Genomic DNA, 15,464 nt, shown 5'->3' with positions numbered 1-15,464 from the left:
TTCGGGCGCGGAGTGCCCGTTGATCGTGCTCCGGCGCCGCACCGCACATTCGCCGGCGGGACTCGGCAAACGGAATGCGGGAAAGGACGGCGGCCGCCAGACTCACCCGCATGCTTCACCTCACCGACGACGATCCCGAGCTCGAGAAGCGGCTCTCCGACGAGCTCGACGCGATCAACGAGGCCGCCGTCGCGGCCGACGACCACCGGAATCTGGCGATCCGCCTGACCGCCGACGACGGCACGCTGATCGGCGGCATCACCGGCTACACCTGGGGCGGGTGCGGTGGCATCACGTCGCTGTGGCTGGCACCGGAACACCGCGGCCGCGGTCTCGGCAGCGAACTGCTGACCGCCGCCGAGACCGAGATCCGCCGCCGTGGCTGCGACCGTGTCGTGGTCGCCACCATGTCCTTCCACGCGCCGTCCTTCTACCTGCGCCACGGCTACCACGAGGTCGGCCGCACCCCCGGCATGCCCGGCAACACCGCCAAACACCACTTCCACAAACCGCTCCCCTGACCCGCGGTTGCCCGCCCGCCGCACCTGCGGGACCGTCGGTGAACCCCAGGGTCGCCGGCTGATCCCGGTGAGCCCTGCCGACCGGCACGCCGGCTCGGGTCTGCTGAACCGGGCGCCCGGCAGGTGCAGCTCGCGACGCGCGTCCGGCACGCTCACATCGCCTAAGTCATCCTAGGAGGCTGGGCTAATGCCTTGATCAACGGTCGTCGGCGGCGCGAAGTCCGCCCGTGGCGCGAAGTCCGCCCGTGGCGCGAAGTCCGCCCGTGGCGCAGGGGGTGAGGCACGGGGTTTGCCTGTGGCGGGGAATCGTCAGGCGCGATGGCTTCCGGAGTTACGCGGGAAGAACGCGCGGGGGTGCGTGAGCAGCGGCGAGACCGGCTCCGGCCGGGGCGGAAGCGGAGCGTCAGCGGAGTCTTCCGCCCCGGAGGTTTGCCCGCGGGAGCACACGGGCCGCACCACGCCGGAAGCGGGAAATCTGGATTTCGGGGTTTCCCCAGGCAGGCCCGATCGCCCGCAGGGGCGAGCGCACTGGACCATCGCGCGAGCGGACTCGGGGTCTGGGGTCGCCGCCAGACCGGCCCGGCGGTCGCCGCCAGGCCGGCTCGGCGGTCGCCGCCAGGCCGGCTCGGCGGTCGCCGCCAGGCCGGCTCGGCGGCGCGGAGTGTAGCGCGGAGCGTGGGTGGGTAGAGACGTCGATACCACATCGAGGGGCAGCGTGGGGGTGGAATGCCACACGCTCTACATAGGAGGATCTGTGCGCATCGGAGCGGTGGTCATCATCATCTGGCTCATCATCGGTGCCCTGGCGGCGGGGCAGCGGGGCTACTTCGCGAACGACGCGGACAACTGTGCGGAGGTGTCCACGACCGCGGTGACGATCGTGGCGGGGCCGTTGAACTACGTGGGGCTGAACCCGAAGGTCAACTGTGAGGCGCCGGAACCCTCCAAGTGAGCGACGAGTAGAGGACCACAGAAAGGGCCGGCAAGCGTGCCGGCCCTTTTGCGTGGGCGTAGTTTGGGTGCGTGAATCTGCCTGATCCCATCACGGGGATTTCCATGCCGACCGGGTACGGCAGGGCGCGGCTGGAGCCGGACTCCACGGTCCCGGGCGCGTGGACGCTGATGGTGGACAACGTGCCGCAGTCGTGGGTCGACACGACCGATCCGACACGGATGAAGTTCGACTACATGCGGCGGCTGGTGACCGTGGTCGATGCCATGGCCCCGCCGGGGAAGCCGCTGAGCGTGCTGCACCTGGGCGGCGGCGCGCTGAGCCTGCCGCGCTACGTCGCGACGACGCGTCCCGGCTCGGCGCAGACCGTGGTCGACCGGGACGAGCTGTTGATGGCGCTGGTCTGGGACCGGCTGCCGCTGCCGGACGACGCGGGCGTGACCATGCTGCTCGGCGACGCGCGCGAGACGCTGGAAGGGCTGCCCGATCAGGAGTTCGACCTTGTCGTCGCGGATGTCTACCAGGCGGCCGTGATGCCGCGCAGCATCGCCGGCACCGGTTTCGTGCAGGAGGCGAAACGCGTGCTGCGGCCGGACGGCCTGCTCGCGGTGAACGTGGTGGACAACCCGCCGCTGGCCCGCACGCGCGTGCTGACCGCCACGCTGGCCGCGGTCCTGCCGGACGTGTGCGTGGTCGGCGCGAGCGGCATGCTGCGCGGCCGGCGGTACGGGAACACGGTGCTGGTCGGCGGCTTGTCCGAGGGCCGGCTCCCGCTGGACCGCCTGGCCGCGCTGAACGCGCGCGACCAGGACCCCGGCCAGGTGATCGGCGGCGACGCGCTGACCGGCTTCATCTCCGGCGCGCTCCCGCTGCACGACCCGATCGTCACGCTGTAGCGGCGCCTGCGGCGAACGACAGCCGGCTCAGCAACTCGTCGCGGATGAGCGGGCGCGTGCCGTAGACCAGCAGCATTCCCGCCTCGCGCAACAGGCGTTCCGGGTGGTCGCCGCGCAGGCCGGACTTCGAGCCCTGGTGCACGATGAGTGCGGAGGCGGCGCGCAGCGCGAGCTCGGACGCGGTGGCGCGGGCCGCCGGCGTCTTCTCCGGGTCCGCGCCGAGCAGCGCGGCACGGGCCGAGTCCAGCTCCGCGTCGAGCGAGGACGGGCCGAGCAGCGCGCAGCAGCGGCGGGCCACGCCGAGCGCGAGGAAGCCGTTGAGCGCGGAGCCGGGCGCCTCGGCACGGGTCCACGAGTCCATCGGCAGCGCGTGCATCAGGCGGTCGGCCGGGACCAGGTGCTCCCGGAAGCGCAGCACCGCGGTCCGGCTCGCCCGCAACGCCGCGAGGTCCTGCACGGTGCCGGTCAGCGTGGCGGACGGTTTCGCGTCGACCAGGAAGAAGCAGGCGGCGCCGCTCTCGTCGCGCGCGCCGACCTGAACGACGTCGATCATGTCCCAGCCGCTGACCCACGGGACCTCGCCGTCCAGCACGTAGCCGCTGTCCAGCCGTCGCGCGCGCATCCCCTCGCCGCCCGGTCGCAGCCCGGCCAGCGCCACGCCGCCGCGCACCTCGCCCGCGGCCAGACGGCGCAGCCAGGTGTCGCGCAGGCCCGGGGTGCGGCTGGCCGCGGTGCCGAGCACGACGCCGTGGTGCTGCATCCAGACGAGGGTGGTGGTCAGGCAGCCGCTGGCCAGCACCTCCAGCAGGTAGCCGGCCGTCGCCATGTCCTCCATGCCGAGGCCGCCGAGCTCGGCCGGCGCCGCGACGCCGTAAAAGCCGAACCGCTTCAGCATGTCCAGGTGCGACTGGGGCACCCGCCCGGCCCGGTCCACCTCGGCCGCCGCCGGCAGGAACATCTCCTCGGCCAGCTGTTCCGCCCGGGAGCGCATGGTCGCCGCATCACTCATACCCCTCAACGTAGCGGGAATCAGGCGGCGGCATCCGCTCTGTACGCCCTGCCGAGCGTTTCCGCGAGCGTGCGGGCCTGCTCGCGGATCTCCGGGATCGCGGTGGTCTCCCAGATCCTCCCCCGCCGCAGCGGCCCCACCACCCAGAGCGGTCCGCCGGCCGCGCGCCCGTCCGGACCGACGTCGAGCCCGAGCCCGAAGGGTCCGACGCGGGCCAGGCCGTCCGCGATCAGCGCGGCGACGAGCGGGTCCGCCGCGTGCGGCAGCCTTCCCGGCCCGGCCGCGTTGACCACCTGCGCGTCTGTGAGATCAACATCCGCGGGGGTACGGATGAGGAGCGCGCGTTCCGCGCGGAGTGCGGCGACCTCGGCGGCGATCGGGGCGGCCATCCGGTGCCGGTGGACGTCCCAGTGGCGGGCGCAGTGACGGAGGAAGCGGTCCCGGTCGGCGTCGCTCGCCGCGGTCCAGAGCCGGTTCGTGTGCGGCCGCACCGCCTCGACGACGGGCCGCCAGCCGCCGGGGTGATGATCGGCGATCTCCCGGATCCCCCGCACGAGTGAGCGCAGCGTCCGGGCGCGGGCGGCGAGCTCGTCCACGGCGGTGGCGGCAGGTCCCCCGGCCGCACCGGTGGCCCCCGGCGCGTCGCCGGTCGGCGCCCGTCCCCCGGCCGGCGACCCACCGGCCGGGGCGCGGATCGGCGAAGGTCCGTCGGCGGGCGCGCCGCTCGCCCCCGCGTGACTCCGCGGCAGCAGCCCGTGCCGGGAGACCATCGTGATCGGCGCCGCCTGTCCGCGCCGCCGCAGCGTGAGCGCGGTGTCGACGGCGGTGAGGCCGGTCCCGGCGATGATCACCGGACGCCGCGGATCGATCACGTCCAGCGCGCCCGGCGCCCACGGGTCCGGCACCAGTTCCGGGTGCCCGGCCACGAACGCGGGCACCGCGGTCCGGGGCGGCCCCAGCGCGAGCACCACGTCGGTCGCCCGGACCGGCAGCCCGTCCGCGAGGTGCACGACCAGTCCGCCCGGTCCGCGGGTGACCCGGACCGCGCGCCCGGCCCGGCGGGCAACCGGTGTGTCCGCCAGCACCGCGCGCAGGTAGTCGCCGAACAGCCGCCGTGGCGCGTAGCCGTCCCCGTCCAGGCCCGTACGGCCGGCGAAGTCACCCGGTTCGTCCGCCCCCATCACGGCCGCGCGCGAGTTCAGCAGATGCCAGGGCTCGGGCGCGCGGTAGGCGATGCCGCCCGCCGGCCGGTCGTCGATCAGGGTCAGCTCCAGGCCCGGACATCGGCGGCGCAGCGCGCGGGCGGTGAGGATGCCGCTCGCGCCCGCGCCGATGATCGCGACTGTCATGGTGCTGCTCCCTGGTTGCCCGGCTCCGTCCTGTCCTCAACGACCTCCTTTCCCTATGGACACGATAGGAGATCCGAACCGGGCCAGGTAGTGCCAGGCCCACTTGACCAACTGCGGATCGTGGCCGGGCTCGCGGGCCGCGTCGCCGATCAGCCGCGGCACCAGCACGCCGCCCTCGGCCAGCAGCCGGGCGTGGTCCCGGCCCGCGTCCGGACGGTAGCCGGGCTCCAGCGCGTCCACGCCGGCCCGGAACCCGGGGTGCCACTCGACCGGGCAGGGCAGCGCCCGCGCGGACGTCTCGACCGGCGTGCCGGCGTAGCTCGGGTCGAGCACCAGCGCGTCCACGTCCCGGTCCAGCAGCACCGGCCCGTGCACGTGCGCCTCGACGTAGGCGTCGAGCGGGTCCGCGGCCGCGACCAGTTCCACCAGCGCCATCCGGTCCCGCACGCCGAAGTCCGACGGTGCGGCGAAGCTGTCCGGGTAGCAGAACGTGACGCGCTCCAGCACGTGCGGCGCGAGCCGGAAGTGCGACGACCCGAACCGCGGCGACCCCCCGGCCGGACTTCCGAGGTGGTTGAGCGAGCCGTAGACCGGCCGGTGCTCCGGCCCCGCGTCGTCGTAGACCGCGCCGAACAACCGGCTCTCCCACCGCCACCGATCCCCGCCGCGGTGGGCCGTGAGCCCACCGTTCCCGGTACCGGTCTCGAACTGGGACCGGTACCGCCCGTCCCGCCGCATCGCGTCCAGGATCGGCTCACCGGTCCGGGTCAGCCGGTCCGGATGGAAGTGCAGCGTGACGGCCAGTCCGGGCGCGAGCGGCGCGCCCGTGGCCAGCGCCGCGACGTGGGCGACGGCGCGCCGCCAGATCTCCTCGCTCATCCACAGATGATGATCCCGGCCGGCCGGCCACCGCGACGCAATTATCCTGAGCAGCACATTCAACCAAGGGGTTGACAATCAAGTCCGCCCCGAGGCTATAGTCAACCCAGTGGTTTATTAACCGAATGGTTGAGGATGATGGCGACGAACGACCGGCTCAGTGAAGTGTTCGCGGCGCTGGCCGACCCGACGAGGCGGGCGATCCTGGCCCGGCTCACCGAGGGCGAGGCGACCGTCAACGATCTGGCCGCGCCGTTCCCGGTCAGCCTGCAGGCGATCTCCAAGCATCTGAAGGTGCTGGAGCGCGCCGGGCTGATAGCCCGCGGCCGGGACGCTCAGTGGCGCCCCTGCCGGCTCGACCCGGCTCCGCTGCGCGACGTGGCGGACTGGATGGAGCAGTACCGGCGGTTCTGGGACGAGCGCTACGCCAGCCTCGACACCTACCTGAAAGACCTGCAGACGAGGGAGACGGAACAATGACCGAGCAGCTCAGCGTGGCAACGCTGTCCGACACCGAGATCGTCATGACCCGCGTCGTGGACGCGCCGCGCGACCTGGTCTGGGCCGCCCACACGCAGCCCGAGCACCTGCGCAAGTGGTGGGGCCGCGGCCACCCGCTGGACATCGAGCACGACTTCCGGGTGGGTGGGAAGTACCGGTTCGTCGAGCACGCGGACGACGGCAACGCCTACGCGTTCCGTGGCGAGTTCCTGGAGATCGAGGCGCCGGTCCGGCTGGTGCAGACGTTCGAGTTCGAGGGGATGCCCGGCCACGTGGCCACGGACGCGCTCGTGCTGACCGAGGAGAACGGCCGGACCACTATCACCACCACCAGCCGTTTCACCACGAAGGAGGACCGGGACGGCATGGTCGACTCCGGCATGGCCGAGGGGGCGCAGCAGTCCTACGTCGCGCTCGACGCCCTGCTCAAGGAGCTCCAGGCCTGACATCACACCATGTCGGGGGTACGGGGAGAGCGCGCTCTCCCCGTACCCCCGACATGGTGTTGATCTATTGCTGTGGGCCGGTGCCCGGCGGAGGCTGCTGCGGCGGATAGGGCTGTGCCGGGTGTGGCTGGCTTGGGTCGGGCCGGCCGGGCTGCGGCGGCGCCTGGTGCTCATACGGGGCCGGGAACGGCTGGTGCGGCGCCTGGAACTGCGGGGGCGGCGCCTGGTGCTGCTCGTGCGGGGCCGGGAACGGCTGCGGGGGCACCGGGAACTGCTGCTGGTGAGGCGGCGAGAACGGCTGGTGCGGGGCCGCGAACGGCTGCTGGTGCGGCACCGGGACATGCTGGTGCGGCTGCGGCGGGAACGGGTGCGCCGGGTGGGCGCCGTAACCGGCGAACGCGGGCGGCGGGGTGAACCGGCGCGGGCGCGGACGGTCACCGCCGGGGCTGAACCAGCGGTTCGAGGCCGGCACCACCAGCAGCACGAACACGGCGACGGCCAGGAACACCGTGATGATCGCGACCAGCGGCAGGCCCACGTCGAAGACGGCCGTGTTGCGCTCCTCCAGCAGATCCGTGAGCCGGGCGTTGAACGCGTCCGCGTGGTAGTAGCTGTCCGGCGACGGCAGGCCGCCCTCGAAGTCCTCCGGGAACGGCTGCTCCGCCCACGGGTCGCTGCCGAGCGGGTCCTCGGACCCGCCGAGCGAGACGGTCGCGAACGAGGCCGCCACGCCGGAGCCGCAGAGTGCCAGCACGGCCATCCCGATCGGCGCGCCGAGCCCGACCAGGTTGAGGATGCGGGCCACGTTCGCACCGCGCGCCATCAGCAGCGTGTTGGTGAGCAGCCAGCCGGCCAGCAGGACGATCAGCGAGACGGCGACGCCGGTCCCCGACCAGTTCATCAGCCGCTCCGCCGCCGCGTCCGTCTGCGAGGCGCCGGCGACGCTCGCGGCGTCGTTGATCAGCGCGTTGTAGCCGATGCCCTCCCACAGGACCAGCGCGCCCGCGACCAGCAGCAGGCCGGCCACCACGTACTGCAGGACCAGCGCGGTCGTCACCGTGGCCGGGCGCGGCCCGCGCTGCGTCCCGGTGATCGGCGGCGGCCCGAACGGGTGCGGCACGGGCGCGTGCTGCGGCGCGGCCTCCACGGCACCGGGTGCGGTCGGCGCGGCGGCCTCAGCGGGCGCCTCAGCGGACGCGAAGGTGCCGGTGGGCTGCGCTGAGGTGCCGTGATGCGCGGTGGCCTCGGCGGTCGCGGGCACGCCGGCGGGCTGCGCGTCTGCGGAGGCGGTCTCGTGCGCGACGGGCACGTCCGCGGCCTGCGACGGAGCACCGTAGTGCGCGACGGGCACGTCCGCGGCCTGCGACGGAGCACCGTGGTGCGCGACGGGCGTGCCCGCGAGCGGTGCGGGAACGCCGTCCTGCGTGGCGTCCGCGGGCCGCGCGGCGGCCTCGGGAGCGACGCCGGTGGCGTCCGGGCCGGGCTGTGCCGCGGAGAACTGCGGCTGCTCGGCGGGATCGGGGGTGGGTGATTGCACGCGGGCACGCTACCGAAACGGGTTCGCGTCCGGCACCCCGATATCCCCTGCCGGATGAAACGACAGGTCAGAGCACGAACGCGTCCGTCCAGAGCTGGCCGGACCGGCCGGAGAGCGCGTCGAGCATGGCGACGGCCTGGCGGTCGGTGAGTGAGGCGACGAAGTCCACGATGGCGCGGCCGCGGGCCAGTGCGTCCCGGCGCGGGGTGGCCGGGTCCAGCTCCGCGTGGGCCAGCTCGACCAGGTCGTGCAGGCGGCGCGGCAGGCGGGTGACCTCGTCCGGGTCCTCCAGCCAGGCGAGCAGCGCCTCGACCAGCGTGCCGAGCAGACGGGCCTGGCCGCGCTGGTGCAATGCCAGGTCCGGGCGCTCCAGCACGAAACGGTGGTGGACGAACTTCAGGACCTGCACCTCGTGCCACTGCACCGGCGAGAGCAGCACGTGCCCGGACCGCAGCGACGGCTTGTCGGTCACGGTGATCGCGTCGACCAGGCCGCGCGTCCACGTGTCGGAGAACCGGGAGACCGCGTGCTCGGCCTCGACCGAGCCGTCGAACGGCGCGGAGAGCAGCCCGTCGACCAGCTCGCGGCGCACATGCGCGACCGCGGTGCCGAACGCCTCGTCGTCGGAGACCCAGGAATCCTTGCGATGGAGGGTACGCCGGAGGCGCTCGATCGACCGGCCGGGCCGGCGCGCGTGCAGTTCGAGCGCCTCGTCCGACTCGATGGCCAGCTCCCCCGCGTGCCGCTGCCAGGCGGACAGCTCGGCCGCGACCTCGCCCTGCCGGAGCACGCCGACGCGGTAGAAGTCCTCGACGTCGTGGATCGCGTACGCGATGTCGTCCGCGGTGTCCATGATCGACGCCTCCGCGGTCTGCTGCCAGTCCGCGATGCGGCCCTCGAACGGCGCACGGGCGTGGCGCAGGTCGCGGATCTCCGTGCTGTAGGCGCTGAACTTCGACGACCCGGTCTCCGGCTCGCCGGCCGGGGCCTTCGCGCCGCGCGGCGCCGGGTCCAGCGTCGACGGGTGCGGCTCCGGGTAGCCGCGCCGGGTCCACGGGTACTTCAGCAGCGCGGCCCGGACGGCCGCGGTCAGGTCCAGGCCGATGATCGTCTTCCCGGGGGCCTCGCCACGGATCTCGGTGCTGGTGACGATGCGGTACGACTGCGCATTGCCCTCGAACCCGTCCGGCAGGCCGAGCCGGTCGCGGGCCAGCAGGTCCAGCACGCGCTCACCGAGGTGGCCGAAGGGCGGGTGGCCGAGGTCGTGCGCCAGCGACGCGGCCTCGACCACGTCCGGGTCGCAGCCGCCGAGCTTGTCCAGCAGGTCGCGGTGCGCGGCGTCGGCCGTCAGCCGTTCCGCGATGGCGCGGCCGACCTGGGCCACCTTGAGGCTGTGCGTGAGCCGGTTGTGCACCAGCAGGCCGGAGCCGCCGGGGCTGATCACCTGCGTGACGCCGGCCAGCCGGGCGAAGAACGTGGAGGTGACGATCCGGTCGCGGTCCGCGCGGAACGGCGAGGAGGCGAGATCACCCGGCGCGGGCCCGGCGCCGGACAGGCGCTGTGCGCGGGGGTCGTCGGAGTCGGCCATCCGGCCACGCTAACAGCCTGTTGATCACCTCGAACGGCGGGCCGCGCCCGGCCGGGGGCCGTACCCACGACGGCATTTGATCTTCGGTGTGTACCTGCCGTGAGCACGCCGGACGCGCCGGGAACGGGGTCCGGCGCCGCCCCCGGGGCGGCACGGTGCGACCCGCCGGGCGGAGCGGGGTGCCGCGACAAGTGTCGGTGGGTGCGGGCAGAATGGCGCCGTGACAACGTCTGTGGACCCTGCACTGCCCCTGCCCGAGGCGCAGCCCGAGGTGCTCGCGGCGGCCGAGCCCGCGGCGGTGACGCCCACCGCGACCACCGCGGCGTTCGTCGCCGCGAGCGCCGGCGCCATCAACCAGCGCATCGCCGAGGAGCTCGGCGTGCGCGAGGCTCAGGTGGCCGCCGCGGTCGGCCTGCTGGACGGCGGCTCGACCGTGCCGTTCATCGCGCGGTACCGGAAAGAGGTGACCGGCACGCTCGACGACGCGCAGCTGCGCACGCTCGAGGAGCGGCTGCGTTACCTGCGTGAGCTGGAGGAGCGGCGCGCCGCGATCCTCGAGTCCATCCACGGCCAGGGCAAACTGACCGACGAGCTCCAGGCGCAGATCCTGGCGTCCGACTCCAAGGCGCGCCTGGAGGACATCTACCTGCCGTTCAAGCCGAAGCGGCGGACCAAGGCGCAGATCGCCCGCGAGGCCGGCCTCGAGCCGCTCGCCGACCTGCTGATCGGCGACCCGACGCGGGACCCGTCGGCCGAGGCCGCGGCCTACGTGTCCGAGGACAAGGGCGTGGCCACGGCGCAGGCGGCGCTGGACGGCGCCCGCGCGATCCTGGTCGAGCGCTTCTCCGAGGACGCGGACCTGATCGGCACGCTGCGCGAGCAGGTCTGGGCGCGCGGCGTGATCGGCTCCAAGGTCCGCGACGGCAAGGAGGAGGCCGGGGCGAAGTTCAAGGACTACTTCGCGTTCTCCGAGCCGCTGACCAAGCTGCCGTCGCACCGTATCCTCGCGCTGTTCCGCGGCGAGAAGGAGGAGGTGCTGGAGGTCTCGCTCGCGCCGGACGCGACCGAGACCGAGGGCCCGACGACGTACGAGCAGGCCATCGCCGCGCGCTTCGACATCGCGGACCAGGGCCGGCCGGGCGACCGCTGGCTGAAGGACACCGTGCGGTGGGCCTGGCGCACCCGCATCCTGGTGCACCTGGAGATCAACCTGCGCTCCCGGCTGTGGCAGGAGGCGGAGGAGGAGGCCGTGCGCGTCTTCGCGGCCAACCTGCGCGACCTGCTGCTGGCCGCGCCGGCCGGCACGCGCGTGACCATGGGGCTGGACCCGGGCCTGCGCACCGGCGTGAAGGTCGCGGTCGTGGACGCCACCGGCAAGGTGGTCGACACCGCCACGATCTACCCGCACGAGCCGCGGAAGAAGTGGGACGAGTCGCTGGCGACGCTGGCGGTGCTGGCCGAGAAGCACAAGGTCGAGCTGATCGCGATCGGCAACGGCACCGCGTCCCGCGAGACGGACAAGCTGGCCGGTGACCTGATCAAGGCGTTCCCGGCGCTGCCGCTCACCAAGATCGTGGTGTCCGAGGCGGGCGCGTCCGTCTACTCCGCGTCCGCGTACGCGTCGGAGGAGCTGCCGGGCCTCGACGTGTCGCTGCGCGGCGCCGTCTCCATCGCCCGCCGCCTCCAGGACCCGCTCGCCGAGCTGGTCAAGATCGACCCGCGGTCGATCGGCGTCGGGCAGTACCAGCACGACCTGTCCGAGGTGAAGCTCTCCCGCTCGCTCGACGCGGTCGTGGAGGACTGTGTGAACGGCGTCGGCGTGGACGTGAACACCGCGTCCGCCCCGCTGCTCACCAGGGTGTCCGGCATCGGCGCCGGCCTGGCCGAGAACATCGTGCTCCACCGCGACGCGAACGGGCCGTTCCGGTCCCGGACCGCGCTCAAGCAGGTGCCCCGGCTCGGGCCGAAGGCGTTCGAACAGTGCGCGGGCTTCCTGCGCATCCCGGCCGGCGACGACCCGCTCGACGCGTCCGGCGTGCACCCGGAGGCGTACCCGGTGGTCCGCCGGATCGTGGACGCGGCCGGCGGCGACCTGAAGACGCTGATCGGCAACGGCAGCGCGCTCGGCCGGCTCGCGCCCGCGCAGTTCGTGGACGAGCAGTTCGGTCTGCCCACGGTCACGGACATCATCAAGGAGCTGGAGAAGCCGGGCCGCGACCCTCGCCCGGCGTTCAAGACGGCCGCGTTCGCGGACGGCGTCGAGAAGATCTCCGACCTGCAGGCCGGCATGAAGCTGGAGGGCGTGGTGACGAACGTGGCCGCGTTCGGCGCGTTCGTCGATGTCGGCGTGCACCAGGACGGCCTCGTGCACGTGTCCGCGCTGTCGAAGACGTTCGTCAAGGACCCGCGCGAGGTCGTCAAGCCCGGCGACATCGTCACCGTCAAGGTGCTCGACGTGGACATCCCGCGTAAGCGCATCTCGCTCACGCTGCGGCTGGACGACGAGCCGGAGACCGCGGGCGGCGGCGCCCCTCGCGGCGACCGTCCCCGGGGCGAGCGGCCGCGTGGACCGCGCGGTCCGGGCGGCGAGCGTGCGCCGGGCGGCGGCGCCGGTAGCGGCGGTGGCCGCGGTGGCGACCGGGCCGGGCAGGGCGGCGGCGCCGGTGGCGGTCGCGGTGAGCGTGGCGGCCAGGGCGGCGGTCGCGGTGGCGAGCGGGCCGGGCAGGGTGCCGGCGGCGGCGGTCGCGGTGGCGAGCGTGGCGGTCAGGACCGGCGCGGGGGCGGGGGCGGGGGCCGGGACAACCGGGCCGGCGGCGGCCGTCCGGACTTCGGCAACTCCGCGCTGGCGGACGCGTTGAAGCGCGCGGGCCTGGACAAGGGCCTCAACTCCGGCGGCGACTCCCGCGACTCGAAGCGACGGTAGGCCTCGGTGATCGGGGCGTCCTCACGTCGCGCTGACGACATGAGGACGCCCCGATCACTGTCTGCCGAGGTGCGGGGACTCGACTCTGCCATCGCCCGGAACCTCAGGGTCCAGCGGCCCGGCGGCCGCGGCAGACTCCCCCTGACACCGGAAGCCCGGTAGCACTCCGTGGACGGGAGCGCCCCACCGGCGCGGGGGCTCCGGACCGCGCGGCGGGCGCGCTTCCCGTACCCCCGGATCGTTGGTGTCTTTTGTGGTCCGGCTCCCGACCGGCGGGACGGGCAGTGAGTCCGTCGGGGAGCGGCCGCGCGCCCGATACGATCTGTGACGAGTGGGTTCACGCGAACGCAGGGGGTATTCACGTGTCTGTGGTGGCGATTCCGGGGTCGAAGTCGATCACCGCGCGGGCGCTGTTCCTGGCGGCCGCCGCGGAGGGCACCACGGTCCTGAGGCGGCCGCTGCTCTCCGACGACACGGAGGCGTTCGCGGACGGGCTGACCACGCTCGGGTACGACGTGCGGCGCGGCGGCGAGGACTGGACCATCACCGGCCGCCCCGCCGGACCCGCCGTCGACGACGCGGACGTGTTCTGCCGCGACGCCGCCACCGCCGCCCGGTTCCTGCCCGGCCTGGTCGCCGCCGGAACCGGCACGTTCCGCTTCGACGCGTCCGCGCAGATGCGCCGCCGCCCGGTCGCACCGCTGACCGCCGCGCTGCGCGCGATCGGCGTCGACGTGCGCCACACCGGCGAGGACGGCCACCTGCCGCTCACCGTGGTCGCGGACGGCATCAAGGGCGGCGACCTGGAGCTGGACGCGAGCCTGTCCTCCCAGTTCCTCACCGCGATGCTGCTGGCCGCGCCGCTCACCCGCGAGGGCCTGAACATCACGGTCACCGGCCTGGTCAGCGCCCCCTACGTCGAGATCACGCTCGCGATGATGCGCCGATTCGGCGTGACCGTCACGCGCGACGGCTCCACGCTGCGCGTGCCGCCCGGCGGCTACAAGGCGACCTCCTACGCGATCGAGCCGGACGCGTCGACCGCCAGCTACTTCTTCGCCGCCGCCGCGCTCACCGGCAACGAGGTCACCGTGCCCGGCCTCGGCGCCGGCGCGCTGCAGGGCGACCTGGGCTTCGTCGAGGTACTGGGCAGGATGGGCGCCGAGGTCACCATCGGCGCGGACGCCACCACCGTCCGCGGCACCGGCCGCCTGACCGGCATCACCACCAACATGCGCGACATCTCCGACACCATGCCGACGTTGGCCGCGATCGCACCGTTCGCGGACGGCCCCGTCCGGATCGAGGACGTCTACAACACGCGCGTCAAGGAGTGCGACCGCCTGGACGCGTGCGCGGACAACCTGCGCCGCCAGGGCATCCGCGTCGAGACCGGCGAGGACTGGATCGAGATCCACCCCGGCATCCCCGCACCCGCAGAAATCGGCACCCGCCGCGACCACCGCATCGCCATGAGCTTCTCGGTCGCCTCCCTGCGCGCCCCGAAGATCACACTGGACGACCCGGCGTGCGTGAAGAAGACCTTCCCCGAGTTCCACGAGGTCTTCGGCGCGCTGCGCGCGGAGTGGGACCTGTAGGACGCGCCGTCGTTCCTGGCGGCACGGATTCCGTGCAGACGGGCCCGCGCGAAACCCCGCCACCCGGGATTCCGGCATCGCACCTCCGCCCGGATCGAGGGCGGTGCCGGCAACCGGCGGGACGCCGTTCTCGCCGCGCTGTCCGTCCCCGGCTTCCGCGACCGGCTCGGTCCTCCGCCCGTACTCCTCGCCGCTCTTTTCGGCCCCGACGCCACCAGACCCCTCGGCGGCGCCGCCCGCCGGGCGATCGAGGACGGCCCGTGCAGTCCGGCTGACCGGAGGGGCCTGGATCACGGTCGGGCGGCAGGCGGCCGACGTCCGATATCTGACGAGTCGTGGAGAGCCCGTCCGGGCCGCCATACGATCCGTTTCCTCGCCTGCCGTCACGGTGGGTCACTTTCGAGGGAAGGTCACGATGCATGCGATCACCAGGATGTCCGTGTCCCTGACGGTGGCCGGCGGCCTGGCCGTCACCGGCGCCTCCGCGGCCGACCTGCCCGCGCTCATCACCAGTTCACACGCGACCTCGCAGGCCGCCGGCGAGGCGCTCGCCTGCCAGTCCGTGAACGCCGCGATCATCTCCTACACCGCGGACCGCGGCGTGGCCCCGACCGCGATCGGCGAGCTCTGGTCTTATACGAAGCGTGACTTCGACGGCTACACCATCGACCACGGGCGCGCGGTCGGGCCGGGATGCGCGAGCGGCAGGCCGTAGCGGACCTCGTCGAGCGGGAAGCCGCGGGACTCGTCACGCTTGGTCATGCCGTCCGGTTTCCAGCCGCCCTGCTCGTAGAAGCGTCGGGCGCGGGTGTTGCCGGCCAGCACCCACAGCACGGCCCGGTCGAAGCCGCCGGCGGCGAGCGCGCCGAGGCCGGCCTCGATCAGCATCCGGCCGCCGCCGCGGCCCTGGTGCTGCGGCAGCACGTAGATCGCGAAGATCTCCCCGGAGCCGGTCGGCGAGCCGGTGCGGGACGGGCCGTAGGAGACGAAGCCGACGGGTTTGCCGCCGTCCACCTGGATCAGCACGAGCGTGCCGTACGGGGGCGGCTGGTCGCGCAGCCGGTCCTGCCAGAACGGGCGCCAGCGGACCGCGTCGAGCGCGTCGAGGTAGTCGTCGGGGACGAAGCCGCGGTAGGTGTCCTGCCACGTGCGCACGTGGATGTCCGCGAGCACGGCGGCGTCGCTGACGGTGGCGGGGCGGGTTCGCACAGCGTCAGTCTGGCAAAGCATCATCAGCAACCCGGCGGGACCGGGACGATCAGGAC

At 73.6% G+C, this 15,464-nt stretch carries 14 protein-coding genes; 8 read left to right on the top strand and 6 right to left on the bottom strand.

Features of this window, described 5'->3' with window-relative positions; all coding sequences use genetic code 11:
• Positions 1 to 110: 110 nt before the first annotated feature.
• The 3 genes from OP04_RS01255 to OP04_RS01245 all read left to right on the top strand — a co-directional run bounded on the left by OP04_RS01255 (position 111) and on the right by OP04_RS01245 (position 2,369).
• Positions 111 to 521, top strand: a complete 411-nt coding sequence (locus OP04_RS01255; protein WP_033337544.1) for a GNAT family N-acetyltransferase — start codon at positions 111 to 113, stop codon at positions 519 to 521.
• 754 nt (positions 522 to 1,275) lie between these two features.
• Positions 1,276 to 1,473 (top strand): hypothetical protein, encoded by a 198-nt coding sequence (locus OP04_RS01250; protein ID WP_408606690.1) that lies wholly within the window; start codon positions 1,276 to 1,278, stop codon positions 1,471 to 1,473.
• A 104-nt stretch (positions 1,474 to 1,577) separates the two neighbouring features.
• Entirely contained in the window at positions 1,578 to 2,369 is a 792-nt protein-coding gene (locus OP04_RS01245; RefSeq protein WP_033337543.1) for a spermidine synthase, read from the top strand.
• Here the strand turns inward: OP04_RS01245 and OP04_RS01240 are convergent.
• The 3 genes from OP04_RS01240 to OP04_RS01230 are packed head-to-tail and all read right to left on the bottom strand — an operon-like array spanning position 2,359 to position 5,606.
• A complete protein-coding gene (locus OP04_RS01240; protein ID WP_033337542.1) occupies positions 2,359 to 3,378 on the bottom strand; it encodes an acyl-CoA dehydrogenase family protein in 1,020 nt (339 codons plus the stop codon). The two genes, OP04_RS01245 and OP04_RS01240, sit on opposite strands and share 11 nt — an antisense overlap.
• 20 nt (positions 3,379 to 3,398) lie before the next feature.
• The gene (locus tag OP04_RS48310; RefSeq protein ID WP_051796907.1) at positions 3,399 to 4,727 is read right to left on the bottom strand and encodes an FAD/NAD(P)-binding protein; all 1,329 of its coding nucleotides are present in this window, start codon (positions 4,725 to 4,727) and stop codon (positions 3,399 to 3,401) included.
• A 36-nt stretch (positions 4,728 to 4,763) separates the two neighbouring features.
• Positions 4,764 to 5,606: a DUF3626 domain-containing protein gene (locus tag OP04_RS01230; protein ID WP_033337541.1), complete on the bottom strand. Its 843-nt coding sequence runs from the start codon at positions 5,604 to 5,606 to the stop codon at positions 4,764 to 4,766.
• A 138-nt stretch (positions 5,607 to 5,744) separates the two neighbouring features.
• On the opposite strand from OP04_RS01230, the gene OP04_RS01225 reads away from it, so the two are divergent.
• Both OP04_RS01225 and OP04_RS01220 read left to right on the top strand, forming a co-directional pair.
• A complete protein-coding gene (locus OP04_RS01225; protein ID WP_033337540.1) occupies positions 5,745 to 6,086 on the top strand; it encodes an ArsR/SmtB family transcription factor in 342 nt (113 codons plus the stop codon).
• Positions 6,083 to 6,553 (top strand): SRPBCC family protein, encoded by a 471-nt coding sequence (locus tag OP04_RS01220; RefSeq protein ID WP_033337539.1) that lies wholly within the window; start codon positions 6,083 to 6,085, stop codon positions 6,551 to 6,553. Before OP04_RS01225 ends, OP04_RS01220 begins: the two co-directional genes overlap by 4 nt.
• A gap of 64 nt (positions 6,554 to 6,617) precedes the next feature.
• Here the strand turns inward: OP04_RS01220 and OP04_RS01215 are convergent, their stop codons facing one another.
• Together OP04_RS01215 and OP04_RS01210 are read right to left on the bottom strand one after the other, a co-directional pair.
• Entirely contained in the window at positions 6,618 to 8,090 is a 1,473-nt protein-coding gene (locus OP04_RS01215) for a hypothetical protein (RefSeq protein ID WP_033337538.1), read from the bottom strand.
• A gap of 67 nt (positions 8,091 to 8,157) precedes the next feature.
• A complete protein-coding gene (locus OP04_RS01210; RefSeq protein WP_033337537.1) occupies positions 8,158 to 9,678 on the bottom strand; it encodes a deoxyguanosinetriphosphate triphosphohydrolase family protein in 1,521 nt (506 codons plus the stop codon).
• Between the two features lie 298 nt (positions 9,679 to 9,976).
• Between OP04_RS01210 and OP04_RS01205 the strand changes: the two genes are divergently transcribed.
• The 3 genes from OP04_RS01205 to OP04_RS01195 all read left to right on the top strand — a co-directional run bounded on the left by OP04_RS01205 (position 9,977) and on the right by OP04_RS01195 (position 14,914).
• The gene (locus OP04_RS01205) at positions 9,977 to 12,601 is read left to right on the top strand and encodes a Tex family protein (protein ID WP_051797046.1); all 2,625 of its coding nucleotides are present in this window, start codon (positions 9,977 to 9,979) and stop codon (positions 12,599 to 12,601) included.
• Positions 12,602 to 12,963: 362 nt separating this feature from the next.
• The gene (aroA, locus tag OP04_RS01200) at positions 12,964 to 14,199 is read left to right on the top strand and encodes a 3-phosphoshikimate 1-carboxyvinyltransferase (protein ID WP_033337536.1); all 1,236 of its coding nucleotides are present in this window, start codon (positions 12,964 to 12,966) and stop codon (positions 14,197 to 14,199) included.
• A 433-nt stretch (positions 14,200 to 14,632) separates the two neighbouring features.
• Positions 14,633 to 14,914, top strand: a complete 282-nt coding sequence (locus tag OP04_RS01195; protein ID WP_033337535.1) for a hypothetical protein — start codon at positions 14,633 to 14,635, stop codon at positions 14,912 to 14,914.
• On the opposite strand, the gene OP04_RS01190 is transcribed toward OP04_RS01195, so the two are convergent.
• The gene (locus OP04_RS01190; protein WP_051796906.1) at positions 14,857 to 15,408 is read right to left on the bottom strand and encodes a GNAT family N-acetyltransferase; all 552 of its coding nucleotides are present in this window, start codon (positions 15,406 to 15,408) and stop codon (positions 14,857 to 14,859) included. The two genes, OP04_RS01195 and OP04_RS01190, sit on opposite strands and share 58 nt — an antisense overlap.
• Positions 15,409 to 15,464 lie beyond the last annotated feature (56 nt).

This window comes from Catenuloplanes japonicus, assembly GCF_000717135.1.
Lineage (GTDB): Bacteria > Actinomycetota > Actinomycetes > Mycobacteriales > Micromonosporaceae > Catenuloplanes > Catenuloplanes japonicus.
This window is presented reverse-complemented; position numbering and strand designations above follow the sequence as displayed.

Bases quoted from the DNA above. Each gene is read 5' to 3' on its own strand.
- OP04_RS48310 (WP_051796907.1), bottom strand. From the start codon at position 4,727: ATGACAGTCGCGATCATCGGCGCGGGCGCGAGCGGCATCCTCACCGCC.
- OP04_RS01230 (WP_033337541.1), bottom strand. From the start codon at position 5,606: ATGAGCGAGGAGATCTGGCGGCGCGCCGTCGCCCACGTCGCGGCGCTG.
- OP04_RS01240 (WP_033337542.1), bottom strand. From the start codon at position 3,378: ATGAGTGATGCGGCGACCATGCGCTCCCGGGCGGAACAGCTGGCCGAG.
- OP04_RS01245 (WP_033337543.1), top strand. From the start codon at position 1,578: ATGCCGACCGGGTACGGCAGGGCGCGGCTGGAGCCGGACTCCACGGTC.
- OP04_RS01220 (WP_033337539.1), top strand. From the start codon at position 6,083: ATGACCGAGCAGCTCAGCGTGGCAACGCTGTCCGACACCGAGATCGTC.
- OP04_RS01255 (WP_033337544.1), top strand. From the start codon at position 111: ATGCTTCACCTCACCGACGACGATCCCGAGCTCGAGAAGCGGCTCTCC.
- OP04_RS01225 (WP_033337540.1), top strand. From the start codon at position 5,745: ATGGCGACGAACGACCGGCTCAGTGAAGTGTTCGCGGCGCTGGCCGAC.
- OP04_RS01195 (WP_033337535.1), top strand. From the start codon at position 14,633: ATGTCCGTGTCCCTGACGGTGGCCGGCGGCCTGGCCGTCACCGGCGCC.
- OP04_RS01210 (WP_033337537.1), bottom strand. From the start codon at position 9,678: ATGGCCGACTCCGACGACCCCCGCGCACAGCGCCTGTCCGGCGCCGGG.